Origin of the sequence: Nocardia sp. NPDC057272 (assembly GCF_042668615.1) — a bacterium.
GTDB lineage: Bacteria > Actinomycetota > Actinomycetes > Mycobacteriales > Mycobacteriaceae > Nocardia.
Genome location: NZ_JBHUYK010000053.1, coordinates 1 through 15,239, shown reverse-complemented (window position 1 = coordinate 15,239; position 15,239 = coordinate 1). Strand labels below are relative to the sequence as shown.

Sequence of the window (15,239 nt, the reverse complement as noted above, 5' to 3'; positions counted from 1 at the left end):
GAGATGCGACGAAGGAGCGATTCCGCGGCGCCTGACCGGCGACCCCTCAGGGCCGCGGACACGCGCGCGCCAGCGCGCCAACAAACACAGCGTCAAACAGTCCTGGGACTACCGAACTCCGAATCCCGACCTAAACGTCGAACGACTCCCCCGGCGAAACCGCGTGCACCGGCCCCGAGAACGCCGCCTTGGCCTCCGCGATCACATCCTCACGCGAAGTCCACGGCGGAATGTGGGTGAGCAACAATTCCTTGGCCCCCGCACGAGTAGCGATCTCGCCCGCCTCGGTCCCCGAAAGGTGAATCCCCGGAGGACGATTCGCCGGATCGTGGGTCCACGACGCCTCGGCCATCAGCACATCCGCACCCTGCGCCAAGTCGACCACCGCATCGCACATCGCCGTATCGCCGGTGTAGACGAAGACCCGGCCGTCGGCCGCGGTGATCCGCAGCCCATAGGACTCCGGCGGGTGGAACATCCGCCGAGCTTCCACCGTGTGACCGGGCCCGAACGGAATCGGGGTGTTCTCGACCCACGCCTGCGAGTCGATCACATCGGACCAGTCGTCGGTCTCGCCGCCGATCTCCGCGGACGCGTTGCCGATCCGCAGCGCGGAATCGGACGGCCCGCGCACCAGCGCCTTCCCGGTCGGCGGATTCGGGTGGTACCGACGCCACACCAGCAGTGCGGGCAGATCCAAGCAGTGATCCGCGTGCAGGTGGGTGAGGAAGATGTCGACATCGGCCGGGTTCATATGCTTCTGCAGGGCGCCGAAAATACCGGGACCGAAGTCGATGACTGTCGGCCGCATATCAGGGCCCGTCAGCAGGTAGCCCGACGCTGGGGAGTCCGGGCCGGACACGCTGCCCGAGCACCCGAGGACGGTAAGGCGCATACCCCCATGCTGCCACGACGTGCTGGTGCTCAATGCAGGATCCCCCCAATTTCCAGACCGGATCCCCGGTTACCGCGTTGGTAGTGCGCGGCCGACCGATGCTCCACGGCGGCGTCGACGTTCATCTGACGAGAGTACCCAGCCCGCGAGCACTCCACCCACCGCCCCGAAAAGATGTCCCTGCCAAGAAATTCGAGGGTCGCTCGGCAGCACGCCCCACAGCATCGAGCCGTAGAACACGAGGATCACCAGTCCCACCACGATCTGGCCCACATTGCGCGCGAACCACCCGCGGCAGATCAGGTATGTCAGCCAGCCGAACACGATCGACGACGCTCCCACGTGCACACTTCCCGCCGACCCCGTGAGCCAGGTACCGACGCCCGCGATCACCCAGATGATCGCCGTGGCCGCGATCCCCCGCCCGATCCCGGAGAGCAGCACGAGGAAACCGAGCACGAGCAACGGCAGCGTGTTGGCGAACAGGTGGTCCCACCCGCCGTGCAACAGCGGCGCCCACAGGATCCCGTCGAGCCCGGATACCTCGCGCGGCTCGATTCCCGCCGAGTCGAGTTCGCCGACCGATCCGGGTGGCGAATCGTAGGAGAGCACCATGTCGACGCCCTCGATCACGTACAGCGACCCCACGAAGCCCAGAATCACCACCGCGGCCCGAATCCACGAACCGCCTCGCGACGCGCCGATGCCCGAACTCGCGTTACCGCGCAGCCCCGAGATCCGATCAGGATCGAACGAGGCACCCACCCCACCGCTCACCGACATCGCCTCCACTCCGGCAAGGGACCGTCGAACAGCCCGTTGACCAGAGCGTACCGAAGCCGGGTCACATCGCGTCAGGCCCAGAGTTGCCCGTCCAGCTTCTCCTCGGCTTCGTCCAGCGTGCCGTCGTATGCCCCGGTAGACAGATACTTCCAGCCGCCGTCGGCGACCACGAACGCGATATCGGCCCGTTTCCCGGCCTTCTGCGCCTTCTTGGCGATGCCGAGCGCGGCGTGCAGGATCGCCCCGGTGGAGATTCCGGCGAAGATTCCCTCCTCGCCGACCAGTTCGCGAGTCCGTTTCACGGCGTCGTACGGGCCCACCGAGAACCGGGTGGTGAGCACCTTCTCGTCGTAGAGCTCGGGGATGAATCCCTCGTCGATATTGCGCAGGCCGTAGACCAGCTCGCCGTAGCGGGGTTCAGCGGCCACGATCTCGATATCGGGCACATTCTCACGCAGGAACCGGCCGGTGCCCATCAGCGTTCCGGTCGTGCCGAGCCCCGCGACGAAATGGGTGATCTCCGGCAGGTCGGCCAGCAGTTCCGGCCCGGTGTTCTCGTAGTGCGCGAGCGCGTTGGCCGGGTTGCCGTACTGGTACAGCATCACCCAGTCCGGATTCTGCGCCGCGACCTGCTTGGCCATCGCCACCGCTTGATTGGATCCACCCGCCGCGGGCGAGTCGATGATCTCGGCGCCGAACATCGTGAGCAGCTGCCGACGCTCCACCGAGGTGTTCTCCGGCATCACGCACACGATCCGGTAACCCTTGAGCTTGGCCGCCATGGCCAGCGAGATCCCGGTATTGCCGCTGGTCGGCTCCAGAATCGTGCAGCCGGGGGTGAGCAGCCCGTCGGCCTCGGCCTGTTCGATCATCCGCAGTGCGGGCCGGTCCTTGATCGACCCCGTGGGATTGCGGTCCTCGAGCTTGGCCCACAGCCGCACATGATCGTCGCCGTCCCATTGGGGCGACAGTGTCTGCAATCCGACGAGCGGCGTATTGCCGAGCGTCGCGATCAGCGATTCGTAGCGGGCCACGGGGTCAGGCGCCGCCGGCCACGGCGGGCAGGATGGTGACCGACGCGCCCGCGGGCACCTCGGCTTCCAGCCCACCGGAGAAGCGCACGTCCTCGTCGTCGACGTAGATGTTGACGTAGCGGTTCAGCTTGCCGTCCGACAGCAGCTTCTCGGCCAGCCCGGGGTGGTTCGCGTCGAGATCGGCGATGAGCGCGGACAGCGTCGAGCCCTCGCCCTGCACCCGCTTCTCACCTCCGGTGATACCACGCATGATGGTCGGAATGGACACGGTTACCGGCATGGGGACTCCTCGGGGGTGGTGACTGTTCTCGGACGGTTCAGTAGGAATCGACGATGCGCACCGGTTCTTCGGTGACCTCGCCGTCGACGATGCGGTAGCTGCGCAGTTCGTGCTCCTGCGGGTCGCGCGTGGAGACCAGCACATAGTGCGCGTCCGGTTCGGCGGCGTAGGAGATGTCGGTGCGGCTCGGGTAGGCCTCGGTGGCGGTGTGCGAGTGGTAGATCACGACCGGCACTTCGTCGGCGTCGTCCATCGCGCGCCACACGCGCAGCTGCTCACCGGAATCGAACCGGTAGAAGGTGGGCGAGCGTTCGGCGTTGACCATCGCGACGAAGCGTTCCGGCCGGTCGCTGCCCTCGGGGCCGGCGATGATGCCGCAGGCCTCGTCCGGGTGGTCGGCGCGAGCGTGCGCCACCATCGCGTCAACGAGATCGGCCCTGATCACCAGCACTTCATCGACCCTTTCCACAATCTGCGTGCGCGCTGTCGAGCACCTTCCCCGACAACGACTCACCCTATTCGGGTATTCCGCGGGGTATGCACTCCGGTCCCGGCCGGGTCGTCACAGCCGTCGCGGCAAGTCGCCGAAGGGCTGGTCAGCAGGCGGTTCGGGGCCATCAGGCAGCCGCACCACCGGCAGTGGGCGAGGCCGCCGATCAGCGCGGAAACAGATCGTAGTAGGCGGGGATACCGGCGATCGAGGTCGCGGCGAGCACCGCGTCGACGACGGCGCGCTCGACGACCACCGCCGCGGCCGTACACAACTGGTCGAGCAGCAGCAGGTCCGTGGGGAACGCCGGCGGCAGCGCGAGCGGGGCGACCTCGATGGCGCCGGTGGACAGCGCGAACAGGGTGTCGCCGTCGAGCGGGGAATGCACGGGCCGGATCGCCCGGGCGAGTCCGTCGTGCCCGGTCGCGGCCAGCCGTCGACAGCCTGCCGGGTCGAGGGCGGCATCGGTGGCGATCACGCCGATCGTGGTGTTGAGCACCATGCTCTTGGCAGGTAGCGCGGCAAGTGCGGCGATCTCGTCCGGTGTCGCGTGCCGCAGCCCGAAGAAGTCGGGTCCATCGGTGCCGACGCCCCACAGCAACCCGGTGCGCGGATCGACGACCGACCCGACGGGATTGGCCACGATCACCGCGCCGACGGTCACCCCAGCCCCGGGGCCGTCCGCGAGAACCACACTCGCCGAACCGATTCCGCCCTTGATCGCGCCCGCCCGCGCACCGACACCGGCGCCCGCGGTGCCCCTGGCGAACTCGGTCGCCGCCGCCGCGGCCGCGCGATAACCGAAGTCGGGGTCGGGCCGAATACCCCAGTCCCCGACCGGCAGGTCGAAGATCACCGCGCCGGGCACGATCGGGACCACGCGACTCGGGTCGGCCGGGTCCATCGGAATGCCCTCGCGGTGTTCCTCCGACCAGCGCATCACCCCGTCCGCGGCGGCGAGGCCGTACGCGCTACCTCCGGTGAGAAGCACGGCATTGAGTCGGCGGACGGTGTTGGCCGGGTCGAGCAGGTCGGTTTCCCTGGTGCCGGGTCCGCCGCCGCGTACGTCGACCGAGGCCGTCGCACCGCCGGGGACCCGCACCACCGTGCAGCCCGTCGCGGCGCCGGTACCGAGGGTGACCTCGGCGTCGAGCGCCTGATGATGCCCGACCAGCACACCGGCGACATCAGTGATCGAGTTGCGTACTCCGGGGCCGCTGCGCATCATGTCGTCCTTCGTCGGCGATTCCGGTCGTCGCGCTCACGGCGCGAGCGCTTGCAGTAGTGAATCCTGCATCCAGGTGAGCCAGTGGTAGACGTCCAGATGCGGGGCGCGCGGGTCTTCCGGATCGAAATGGTCGGGCGTGTCGTCGTCGATGTCGAGCAGGGTGCCCAGCGCGAGCCGGACATCGGTGAGCGCGGCCAGCCACGCGTCGGCCTGCTCGGGCGTGAGCGCGATCTTGCCGCCCACTTCCGGACAGCTGTCGAGGACGGTCTGCCCGGCGGCCAGTTTCGCGTCGATGATCTCCGGCTCGTGCAGGCTGCGCAGCGCGCTGTTGAGATCGGCGCGCTTGGCATCGGGAGAACCGGGCTCGGCGCGGTGGAAATCGGGCAGCAGACGCAGCAGTTGCGGATCGTCGGGCGGGGTGGAGTTGCCCGTGCGCAAGCCCGTGAGCGCGGCGAGTTCGTCTTCGGGGGCGTCGGCGGCGCGGTCACTGAGCAGTCCGGACACCGCACCGATCAGGGAGCGAAGGACGGTGGCCTCGTGCTCGTCCATTTCGGATCGAAGCTTGAGGCCACTCAGTGAGTTCTTCCTGCTCCACTTACGCACAGGGCCCAGGTTACTCAGGTCGTCAGTCGCGCTGCATGGTTGCCCAGAGCCCCGCGGCGTGCAGCCTGCGCACGTCCTGCTCCATCTTGTCGCGCGATCCGGAGGACACCACCGCCTTGCCCTCGTTGTGCACCTGCATCATCAACTCGGTCGCCTTGGCTTTGCTGTAGCCGAACAGCTTCTGGAAGATGTAGGTGACGTAGTGCATGAGGTTCACCGGATCGTCCCAGACCACGGTGACCCAGGGCCTGTCCTCGGCCTCCAGGATCTCGGTGTATTCGGTGGTCTCCGGTGTCGCCTGCGGTGCCGACAGTGCGGCGTTCACAGCGTCGGTGACGGCGCCGGCCCGAACGTTATTGCACACGGCCATAAAAACCAGGGTACGACGAGGCCCGCAGGAAACAACACCCGCGGTGACTAGAGTTTCTGGTGTGCAGATCCGTGACGAGTTCGCCAGCACCGCGCTGCTGACCGACCAGTACGAGCTGACCATGCTGGCCGCGGCGCTGGCCGACGGTTCGGCTCAGCGACAGTGCACCTTCGAGGTGTTCGCCCGGCGGTTGCCGAACGGGCGCCGCTACGGCGTCGTCGCGGGCACCGGCCGTCTGCTCGACGCGCTGACCCACTTCCGCTTCGGCCCCGACGAGCTGGCCGTGGTCGCGAAGTTCCTCGACCCCGCCACCGTCGACTGGTTGCGCGAGTATCGCTTCACCGGCGATATCGACGGCTATGCCGAAGGCGAGCTGTACTTCCCCGGTTCGCCGATCCTGACCGTGCGCGGCAGTTTCGCCGAATGCGTGCTGCTCGAGACCCTCGCGCTGTCGATCTTCAATCACGACAGCGCCATCGCCTCGTCGGCCGCCCGGATGGTGAGCGCGGCCGCGGGCCGGCGGATGATCGAGATGGGATCGCGGCGCACCCACGAGCTCGCCGCGCCGTCGAGTTCGCGCGCCGCCTACCTGGCCGGATTCGACGCGACCTCCAATCTCGAGGCCGTGCGCAGCTTCGGCGTGCCCGGCGCGGGCACCAGCGCCCACGCATTCACCCTGCTGCACAGCGGCGCCGACGGCGAACACGAAGCCGCGGCGTTCCGCAGCCAGATCGACACGCTCGGCATCGGCACCACGCTGCTGGTCGACACCTTCGACATCACCCGGGGCGTCGCGACCGCGATCGAGGTGGCCGGGCCCGAACTGGGCGGTGTGCGCATCGACTCCGGCGACCTCGGCGTCCTCGCCAGACAGGTCCGTGACCAGCTCGACGAACTCGGCGCCACCGGCACACGCATCGTGGTCTCCGGCGACCTGGACGAGTACGCGATCGCCGCGCTGCGTGCCGAACCGGTCGACGTGTACGGCGTCGGCACGTCGGTGGTCACCGGTTCCGGCGCCCCGACCGCGGGCATGGTCTACAAGCTCGTCGAGGTCGACGGCATTCCGGTGGCCAAACGGTCGAGCCACAAGCAGTCGCGCGGGGGGACCAAGAAGGCGGTGCGGCTGGCCCGCGCCACCGGCACGATCGTCGAGGAGATCGTGTACCCAGAAGGCGGAGAAGCACCGGCTACCAACGGTTTTCAGGTACACGAGCTTCAGGTGCCGCTGGTACGCGACGGCAAGGTGGTCGACGATGTCGCGACGCTGGCGCAGAGTCGCGCATTGGTCGCGCGCGGTTTGGTGAGCCTGCCGTGGGAAGGGCTGAAACTGTCCGCGGGCGAGCCCGCCGTGCCGACGACGTTCCTCGGCTGAATGCCTCGGCGAGACCGGGTGGCCGCTCGGCGTTCCACGGCGGAGAATGGTTCTGCTCGAACGAGGCGGAGGACGACATGGCACGTGGCCTGATAATCGTGGATGTGCAGAACGACTTCTGCGAGGGTGGCTCCCTCGCGGTGGCGGGCGGCGCGGCGGTAGCGGCGGCGATCACCGATTTCCTCGCCACCGAGCACTACGACGCGGTGGTGGCCACCCGGGACTGGCATATCGACCCCGGTCCCCACTTCTCCACCGAACCCGACTACGTCGACTCGTGGCCGCCCCACTGCCGAGTGGGCACCCCCGGCGCCGATTTCCATCCCGCGCTCGACGTCTCGCCCATCCACGAAACCTTCTCCAAAGGCGAGTACACCGCCGCCTACTCCGGCTTCGAAGGCGCGGCGGCGGACGGCACCTCCCTCACGGACTGGCTCCGCGCCCGCGACATCGACGCCGTGGACGTGGTCGGCATCGCCACCGACCACTGTGTTCGGGCCACCGCGCTGGACGCCGCCGAGGCCGGATTCGACACCACCGTCCTGCTCGGCCTCACCGCGGGCGTCACCCCGGAAACCACCGAGATCGCCCTGACCACCCTCCGCGATGCGGGCGTCGGGCTGCGTCCCTGAATACTTCTCCCATGGACTATCGATTCCCGGCGCACACCCGACCCGCCCTGACGAAGGCACTCGCCGAGACCGACAGCATCCACGACGCCGCCGACACCGTCTTCTGGTCGAACCCGGCCACCGACGACCTCCAGCGCCTCGGCATCGGCGCGTTCGGCAAACTGCCCCCGGCCTTCTCCCACCTGCTGGCCCTGTCGAGCCTGCACACAAGCGTTCTCGACGCGGGATTCTCGAGCTACCTGAAAACCCGGCGCAGCGAACTCCCCTGGGCCACCAGGGGTTTGCGTGCGGCAGGCATGCCGCAACTGGCCGCCGCGGCCATCATCGCCGCCCGCGACGCCTCCCTCAGCTCCTCGAACGACGACCTCGACCGCTTCTGGGAAGACGAACACCGAACCCTCGCGAGCCCCGACCAGATCCGCCGCCCCACCGGCGACCGCGCCGAAGACCCCGACGAGATCTACGACATCAACGAGCCCCAGGACTTCGAACAGCGAGTCCTCGACTACGTCCGCGATCACATCGACGACTTCGTCCGCGAGTCCTGACCCACACCCCTCACCCGTTCCCAGCCACACCGCGCACTCCGATTCCGCCATGACCGCACTCCCAGCCCCCGACAAAGCAGCCCGACCGAACCTGTCCGACCCGACGGATAAGCTGCGACCGTGCCCGAACTTCCTCCCGTCGCCGACCTGCTCGTCACCGCCGTGCATGCCCTCGGTGGCAAGGAACGCACCGGGCAGACCACCATGGCCACCGCCGTCGATCACGCGATCGACACCAAGGAGCACCTGGCCGTCCAGGCCGGCACCGGCACCGGCAAGTCGCTGGCCTATCTCATCCCGAGCCTGCGGCACGCGGTCCGTACCGGTCGCACGGTGGTGGTCTCCACCGCCACGATCGCGCTGCAACGCCAGCTCGTCGACCGCGATCTGCCGCGCCTGGCCGAGGCACTCACCAAGCCGCTCGGCCGCGCACCCAAATTCGCGATCCTCAAGGGCCGCAACAACTATCTCTGCCTGAACAAGATCAACAGCGTCATCCCGGAAGATACCGGCGGCGAGGCCGAGCTGTTCGACGCCTTTGCCATCTCCCGCCTCGGCCGCGAAGTCCAGCGCCTCAACGAATGGGCCTCCGACACCGAGACCGGCGACCGTGACGAACTCGCCCCCGGCGTCACCGACCGCGCGTGGCGCCAGGTGAGCGTGGGCTCGCGCGAATGCCTCGGCAAGTCCCGCTGCCAGTTCGGCCAGGACTGTTTCGCCGAGAAGGCCCGTGCGGAATCGGCCCAGGCCGACGTGGTGGTGACCAACCACGCGCTGCTGGCCATCGATGCCATCAGCGGCATCCAGATCCTGCCCGAACACGATGTGGTGGTGATCGACGAGGCGCACGAACTGGTCGACCGTGTCACCGGCGTCGCCACCGCCGAACTGGCCGCGACCGCGATCAGCGCGGCCGCCCGCCGCTGCACCAAACTGATCGACGAACGCGAGGTCGACCGCCTGGAGGGCGCCGCGGAGGCCTTCCACCAGGCACTGGAGGATCTGCCGCCCGGCCGCTGGGACCAGATGCCCGACGGCATCGCCCCGGTGCTCGCCCTGGTTCGCGATTCCGCCTGGAACGCGCGTACCGCCATCGCACCGCAGGGCACCGTCAAAACCCAGGACGACCCCGACAACGCCGCCGCCCGCACCATGGCCGTGGCCGCCATCGACGACGTGCACGACGCCGCGGTCCGCGCGCTCACCGCGTTCGAGGAAGCCGACCCGGCTGCCCGTCGCGATGTCATCTGGTTGTCGGCCGACGAGATGCGTGGCGTCGCCCGCCGCACCTTGCGGATGGCGCCGCTCTCGGTCGGCGGCCTGCTGCGCAGCAGGCTGTTCGGCACCGCGACCGTCGTGCTCACCTCGGCCACCCTGCAGATCGGCGGCTCGTTCGACGGGCTCGCGATCACCTGGGGCCTGCCGTCGCAGTCGGGCGGCAAGGTCGATCCGGCCATGGCCAACGGCGCCACCGCACCCGCCGACCTGGAATCGGTGCGCTGGAACGCCCTCGACGTGGGTTCACCGTTCGACCACGCCAAGTCCGGCATCCTCTACGTGGCCAAACACCTGCCCGCCCCTGGCCGCGACGGCCTCTCGCCCGCATATCTCGACGAGATCGAACAGCTCATCACCGCCGCCGGTGGCCGTACGCTCGGCCTGTTCTCCTCGATGCGCGCCGCCAAGGCCGCCACCGAGGCGCTGCGCGAGCGGCTCGACACTCCGGTGCTGTGCCAGGGTGACGATTCGATGGGCGCGCTGGTGCGCAAGTTCGCCGACGACCCGGCCACCTCGCTGTTCGGCACCCTCACCCTCTGGCAGGGTGTCGACGTGCCCGGCCCGTCGCTGAGTCTCGTTATCCTGGACCGCATTCCGTTCCCCCGGCCCGACGATCCGCTGCTCACCGCACGCCAGCGAGCGGTGGAGTCGCGCGGCGGCAACGGTTTCATGACCGTGGCCGCCAATCACGCCGCGTTGCTGCTGGCACAGGGCACCGGCAGGCTGCTGCGCAGCGTGGACGACCGCGGCGTGGTCGCGATCCTCGACTCCCGCCTCGCCACCGCCCGCTACGGCAGCTACCTGCGCGCTTCGCTGCCGCCGTACTGGGAGACCAGCGATCCCGAGGTGGTTGCCAAGGCGCTGCGCAGGCTCACCGACTCCGCCTGAGCGAAGCCGACACTTGCAGGTCGAGTCTTGCAATCGAGGTGACCACACTCGTGAATCAGCGAGCGTGCGAACGCAAGTCGTGAGAACGTGTGGTGATGATGCACCACGCCGATGGCGAGGTACTCGGCGAATTTCTGGTCAGCGCAAGATCTTTGGCCGAGTACCGCGCGATGTTCCATCTCTCCGACGATGATCTGGCCGGGCGCCGTGTCCTCGATTGCCCCGGCGGCGCAGCAAGTTTCGCGGCCGAGGCAAGCGCTCTGGGTGCCGAAGTCACCGCGATCGATCCCATCTACGCCACCCCACCGACCGAACTGGCCGCCCGCGCGACCCCCGAAACCGAACGGGCCGTGGCCTGGGCACACTCCCACGCCGACCGCTACCGCTGGGACTGGTACGGCTCCACGACAGAGCACGCCGCGATCCGCCGCGGCGCCGCGGCCCGCTTCGCCGACGACGTGCGCGCCGCACCTCACCGCTATCTGGCCGGCTCGCTCCCCTCCCTCCCCTGTCCCGACGACGCGTTCGACCTGGCCCTGAGCTCGCACCTGCTGTTCAGCTACGCCGACCGCCTCGACGCCGACTTCCACCTGGCCGCCCTGCTCGAACTGGCGCGCGTCGCCACCGTCGAAACCCGCGTCTACCCGCTGCTCGACTACACCGGCGCCCCACTCGACGACCTCATCGACCACCTGCGTACCGAACTCCACGACAAGGGCATCGCCACTTCCCTGCAAAAGACCGGTTATGAGTTCCACCACGGCGCCGACACCATGCTGACGTTGCGTCCGGCGGCCTGATGGGCGAGTTCGGAGCCGGCGCGGCGGCCCGCAACGTGCACGCCGAGAACGGTTCGCCGCCAGCCGTACCCGCTTTCATGTCGTTTTCCTACCGAAGTCGGTCCGCCGCCGAACGCCGTCGACCCGGCGCGGTAGGTTCTTAGTCGTGCATACGATGTGGGCCGGCCGGTAGTACGGCCGTGGCGGAGAGATCTCGAGGCGTGGCACTCCCGCGCACGACCCTGACGCTTCTGCTACTACTCGGTACCGCCGTCTTAGGCGTGACACTGCTGTTCACGACCATGGACCCGTGGATGGACAGCGGCGGGATTCTCGTCGGCGGTCTCGACGTGCACATCTACCGCGACGGCGGCTGGCGGGTCGTGCACGAACGGGCGCTCTACATCGAGCCGACGCACTATGGCCTGCTCTACACCTACACACCGTTCTCGGCCGTGGTCTTCCTGCCACTACTGCTGGTGCCGTGGGCGCACGTCACCACGACCTGGCTGGTGCTCAACCTGCTGGTGCTGTTCGGGGTTGTGCTGCAGAGCTTCCGGATGCTCGGCTACCGGGCCACCCCCGGTCTGACCGCCGTCAGCGCCCTGCTCACCCTGGCCTGCACCTTCGCCGAACCGGTGCGCACCACGCTCTACTACGGGCAGATCAATCTGGTGCTGATGCTGGTGGTGCTGTGGGATTTCTCCCGCGCCGAGAACAGCCGGTTGCGCGGCATCGGCGTCGGTATCGCCGCGGGTATCAAGCTGACTCCGCTGTATTTCATCGCCCAGTATCTGGCGCAACGGCAGTGGCGCGCGGCCGCGACCAGCGCTCTCACCTTCCTCGCGTCGATCGGTCTGACCGCGCTGATCCTGCCGAGCGACTCGTATCAATACTGGACGTCGACGTTCTTCCATTCCGGTCGCATCGCCCCGGATGTCCATCCCGCCAACCAGTCCCTGCGCGGCGCCATCGCCCACCTCACCCACGGCCCGGCGCCGGTGTGGTTGTGGCTGTTGATCGCCGTGCCGGTCGCGCTGGTCGCGCTGTGGCTGGCCGCGGTCCTTGTCCGCCGCGGCGAACCCCTGCTCTCGGTCACCCTCGGCGGCCTCACCGCCTGTGCCGTCTCCCCGTATTCGTGGGGTCACCACTGGGTGTGGTTCGTTCCGCTGCTGGTCTACCTGATCCACCGCGCCCAGACCCGCGCGCCCTGGTGGCTCGCCGCGGCCGCGCTCTACCTGTCCATCGCCGCCTGGACCTACACCTATACCCCCACCTGGGTGAGCGTGGGCACCTTCCTGCTCCCCCCGTGGTGGCCGCTGCCCCAGGTCCTGATGAACATCTACGTGATCATCTATCTGATCACCCTCGCGGGCATCGCCCTGCGCGTCCGCGCCCGCAAACTTCCCCCGGCCCCCATCGAGCCCGCCATCGATCTCACTGTCCCCGAACAGCTTTCACCCGAAACCCGGACCGTCGCCGCCCCACACCCCGACGACGACCGCCCGGCGATGATGAACTGAACTACCCGCAGGACCAATCGAAAACGCCCGACTCCAAGTCGAGCTGGGCGTTGCCGCCGCCGAAGTTCATCCCGGAGATCTCCTCGATCTCCAGGTAGTACGGGGTCAACCCCTCGGGCAGCGCCTGGACGGGGAAGGCGGTGCCGCCGAGGTGGGAGCGGCCGAAGAGCGGCTCGGCCCACGTGGTCCAGCCGGAATCCTCGGTGAGCGGGTCCTGGTACTTGGTGTTCGGCTCGTATTCGACCGGGGGAACGCCCACGTTCGGGTCGGCGGTGCGCTCGGCGAGCCAGACGCCGACGGTGGGGTGCACGTCGTCCCAGGCATTGCAGCCCTCATCGCTCGCGGTCGGGGAACCCGGCTTGCGAACATCGGCGGGCGGGGCGACGGGGCCGCCGGCGAATTCCTTGTCGGTGAGCCAGATCAGCGCGAAAGCGCCGCCGATCTCGTCGTGCATGATCTGCAACTTCGGATGCAGGCGGGTGGCGACGAGATCGCGGGCAAGGGGATCGTCCGACGAGGCGTCGGCCTCGACCGCGTCGGTTCCGGCGAACTGCCCCTCGCCCTGGAAGAGCGCGATGGCGGGGAATCCGGGTCCGCGACGCTGGAAATCGGTCGGCAGGCGCAGGGTGAGCGCGTGCATCATCGGCAGGCCGGTGACAGGTCCGCGCGGCCATGTCGCCGGATCGATGGCCGGTCCCTCACTGCCGATCCAGCCGGAGCGCACCGGCGCGTCGAGCACCAGCGGATCGCCCTCGGGCGTCTCGGCCAGTTTGTCCGCCGAGTCTCCGAAACCCAGGTCGTAAGCCTTCATCGCAGCTCTCCTCTTCCATCCGCGGACAATGCGTGGCGCCGCTGTGCACAGGCGCCGCCACGAGGTTAATCGCTGCCACCGACTCCCCGCGCGTGCTCCGTGGAACCACGGACGTACGGGCGATGACGAATCGGCTCGAGGCGGCGCGAAAGAGGCGGCGCGGCAACCGAACCCCGGTCACCGCGCCGCCTCTCGACGATCAGTGTGCTGCGTCGGATCAGAGCACAGCCTTGAAGATCAACGTCACCACCGCGGCCACGACGGCGAGCGCCACGGCCCCACCGCCCCACACCACACCCTGGCGCTGCCACGGCCGCCCGGCATCGAGCGAGAAACGCCCCGGCCCGGTAAACGCCAACGCCGCGGCGGCCAGCGCGAACAGCAGCGGCGTCGTGAACCCCGGCACCGACGGATCCGCCGGGAAGAGCCCCCCGCTCCACAACACGTTGATGGCGTTGATCATCGTTCCGAGCACGATGGCGGCGGCCAGCGGCGTGACCAGCCCGACCACCAGCAGCAGCCCACCGACCAGTTCGGCGAGCCCGGCCAGGGTGCCGAAGAATTCGCCGGGGTTGTAGCCCATGGCGGTAAAGCCGTCGGCATTGGCACGCCAGCCGGGTCCGTTGAACCAGCCGAACAGCTTCTGGGTTCCGTAGGCGGCCATCAGTCCGCCGAAGCCGACGCGCAGCACCAGCAGGCCGATGCCCGCGGCGGTGGTTTCGTCGGCGGTGGTAGGAGTGAGGCGGGTAGCGGTGTCGGTCATCGTGTCCTCATCTGCGATTCGAAACATCCCCGCAACCGGACTGTGGTCCGATTGCCTTCCTCGATCACAACCCTGGGTCCGAGGCCACTATTTCACGCCGTTCCGGGCAATTCCGTGATGCCGGTCACTATCGATCGAAAAGGGCCGCCCCACCGGGACGGCCCTGCTCGGAATTCCTCAGATCACCACGCTATGGTGGCGTAGCCGACCAGCGTCTCCTCGGACTCCTGCGACAGCTTCCACATGCCGCCGATGTTCTTCCAGGTCACCGGGATCGGGAAGGCGTAGTCGCCGAGGCGGCTGTTCAGGGTGGCCGACAGGGTGTCGCCGTCCACGGTGACCGGGCCGGAGACATCCCAGCTGTAGCCGGGGATCCGGTTGACGGTGTCGCGCACGACCGCGAGGCTGCCGCCGTTGCCCGACTCGAGCTCGGCCGACGAACCGTTCATGGCCGCCTGCAGCTTGCCGTACAGCTCGCCGACCGAGGGCGTGGCCGGAGCGGCGATCGCGGCGGGGGCGGTGGCGACAACAGCGGCGGTGACCGGCGCGAAGATGGTGGCAAACGCCATCGACGCGGCAACGAGCGAACGCTTCATGGGTGGATCTCCTCTAGTTAGGCAAGCCTAGGCTAGCCTGAGTATAGACACACCTATGGCTGGAACGTCTACTCGACCAGGAAGAAGAAGTACGCGAGGAACAGCACCATCAGCGCCCACATGGCCGGGTGCACATCCTTGATGCGACCCTTCGCGACCATCACGATCGGGTAGAAGATCATGCCCATCGCCAGACCGTTCGCGATCGAGTACGTCAACGGCATCATGATGACGGTGATGAACGCGGGCACCGAGTACTCGAGGTTCTGCCAGTCGATGTCACCGAGCGAACGCGCCATCAGGATGCCGACCACGATCAGCGCGGCCGAGGTGATCTCGGCCGATCCGGCGACCACCGAGAAG

At 68.3% G+C, this 15,239-nt stretch carries 17 protein-coding genes and 1 pseudogene; 6 read left to right on the top strand and 12 right to left on the bottom strand.

The genetic code is table 11. From position 1 onward, the window contains the following. Nucleotides 1–130: 130 nt before the first annotated feature. The 8 genes from ACFULV_RS34550 to clpS form a co-directional block, all read right to left on the bottom strand. A complete protein-coding gene (locus tag ACFULV_RS34550) occupies nucleotides 131–895 on the bottom strand; it encodes a cyclic nucleotide-degrading phosphodiesterase (protein ID WP_378638913.1) in 765 nt (254 codons plus the stop codon). A 69-nt stretch (nucleotides 896–964) separates the two neighbouring features. Next, nucleotides 965–1,678: a rhomboid family intramembrane serine protease gene (locus tag ACFULV_RS34545; RefSeq protein WP_378638911.1), complete on the bottom strand. Its 714-nt coding sequence runs from the start codon at nucleotides 1,676–1,678 to the stop codon at nucleotides 965–967. A gap of 71 nt (nucleotides 1,679–1,749) precedes the next feature. Then, on the bottom strand, nucleotides 1,750–2,712 hold the full coding sequence (locus ACFULV_RS34540; protein WP_378664265.1) for a PLP-dependent cysteine synthase family protein: 963 nt from the start codon (nucleotides 2,710–2,712) through the stop codon (nucleotides 1,750–1,752). A gap of 4 nt (nucleotides 2,713–2,716) precedes the next feature. Beyond that, nucleotides 2,717–2,992, bottom strand: coding sequence for a MoaD/ThiS family protein (locus ACFULV_RS34535; RefSeq protein WP_101464168.1), 276 nt, complete (start codon nucleotides 2,990–2,992; stop codon nucleotides 2,717–2,719). 37 nt (nucleotides 2,993–3,029) lie between these two features. Further along, nucleotides 3,030–3,443, bottom strand: a complete 414-nt coding sequence (locus ACFULV_RS34530; RefSeq protein ID WP_358071628.1) for a M67 family metallopeptidase — start codon at nucleotides 3,441–3,443, stop codon at nucleotides 3,030–3,032. 205 nt (nucleotides 3,444–3,648) lie between these two features. Then, nucleotides 3,649–4,710 carry a P1 family peptidase gene (locus tag ACFULV_RS34525; RefSeq protein WP_378664263.1) on the bottom strand — a complete coding sequence of 354 codons (1,062 nt, stop codon included), beginning with the start codon at nucleotides 4,708–4,710 and terminating at the stop codon, nucleotides 3,649–3,651. Between the two features lie 33 nt (nucleotides 4,711–4,743). Then, complete coding sequence (locus ACFULV_RS34520) at nucleotides 4,744–5,313, bottom strand: DUF2017 domain-containing protein (RefSeq protein WP_378638901.1); 570 nt, start codon at nucleotides 5,311–5,313, stop codon at nucleotides 4,744–4,746. Between the two features lie 22 nt (nucleotides 5,314–5,335). Next, nucleotides 5,336–5,683 carry an ATP-dependent Clp protease adapter ClpS gene (clpS, locus tag ACFULV_RS34515; protein ID WP_101464172.1) on the bottom strand — a complete coding sequence of 116 codons (348 nt, stop codon included), beginning with the start codon at nucleotides 5,681–5,683 and terminating at the stop codon, nucleotides 5,336–5,338. A gap of 61 nt (nucleotides 5,684–5,744) precedes the next feature. Between clpS and ACFULV_RS34510 the strand changes: the two genes are divergently transcribed. The 6 genes from ACFULV_RS34510 to ACFULV_RS34485 all read left to right on the top strand — a co-directional run bounded on the left by ACFULV_RS34510 (nucleotide 5,745) and on the right by ACFULV_RS34485 (nucleotide 12,706). Further along, on the top strand, nucleotides 5,745–7,058 hold the full coding sequence (locus ACFULV_RS34510; protein ID WP_378664260.1) for a nicotinate phosphoribosyltransferase: 1,314 nt from the start codon (nucleotides 5,745–5,747) through the stop codon (nucleotides 7,056–7,058). Between the two features lie 77 nt (nucleotides 7,059–7,135). Further along, complete coding sequence (locus tag ACFULV_RS34505; RefSeq protein ID WP_378664257.1) at nucleotides 7,136–7,690, top strand: isochorismatase family protein; 555 nt, start codon at nucleotides 7,136–7,138, stop codon at nucleotides 7,688–7,690. Nucleotides 7,691–7,701: 11 nt separating this feature from the next. Beyond that, on the top strand, nucleotides 7,702–8,238 hold the full coding sequence (locus ACFULV_RS34500; protein WP_378664255.1) for a hypothetical protein: 537 nt from the start codon (nucleotides 7,702–7,704) through the stop codon (nucleotides 8,236–8,238). Between the two features lie 120 nt (nucleotides 8,239–8,358). Further along, the gene (locus tag ACFULV_RS34495; protein ID WP_378664252.1) at nucleotides 8,359–10,404 is read left to right on the top strand and encodes an ATP-dependent DNA helicase; all 2,046 of its coding nucleotides are present in this window, start codon (nucleotides 8,359–8,361) and stop codon (nucleotides 10,402–10,404) included. Between the two features lie 95 nt (nucleotides 10,405–10,499). After that, nucleotides 10,500–11,204: a hypothetical protein gene (locus tag ACFULV_RS34490; protein ID WP_378638888.1), complete on the top strand. Its 705-nt coding sequence runs from the start codon at nucleotides 10,500–10,502 to the stop codon at nucleotides 11,202–11,204. Between the two features lie 260 nt (nucleotides 11,205–11,464). Continuing rightward, nucleotides 11,465–12,706 carry a glycosyltransferase 87 family protein gene (locus tag ACFULV_RS34485; RefSeq protein WP_378664249.1) on the top strand — a complete coding sequence of 414 codons (1,242 nt, stop codon included), beginning with the start codon at nucleotides 11,465–11,467 and terminating at the stop codon, nucleotides 12,704–12,706. A 1-nt stretch (nucleotide 12,707) separates the two neighbouring features. On the opposite strand, the gene ACFULV_RS34480 is transcribed toward ACFULV_RS34485, so the two are convergent. The 4 genes and pseudogenes from ACFULV_RS34480 to ACFULV_RS34465 form a co-directional block, all read right to left on the bottom strand. Further along, nucleotides 12,708–13,517 (bottom strand): hypothetical protein, encoded by an 810-nt coding sequence (locus ACFULV_RS34480; RefSeq protein ID WP_378638883.1) that lies wholly within the window; start codon nucleotides 13,515–13,517, stop codon nucleotides 12,708–12,710. A 217-nt stretch (nucleotides 13,518–13,734) separates the two neighbouring features. Next, nucleotides 13,735–14,280 carry a DoxX family protein gene (locus tag ACFULV_RS34475; protein WP_378638881.1) on the bottom strand — a complete coding sequence of 182 codons (546 nt, stop codon included), beginning with the start codon at nucleotides 14,278–14,280 and terminating at the stop codon, nucleotides 13,735–13,737. 182 nt (nucleotides 14,281–14,462) lie between these two features. Further along, entirely contained in the window at nucleotides 14,463–14,876 is a 414-nt protein-coding gene (locus ACFULV_RS34470; RefSeq protein WP_378664247.1) for a hypothetical protein, read from the bottom strand. A gap of 68 nt (nucleotides 14,877–14,944) precedes the next feature. Continuing rightward, a pseudogene (locus tag ACFULV_RS34465) lies at nucleotides 14,945–15,239 on the bottom strand (NCS2 family permease); the annotation flags it as partial.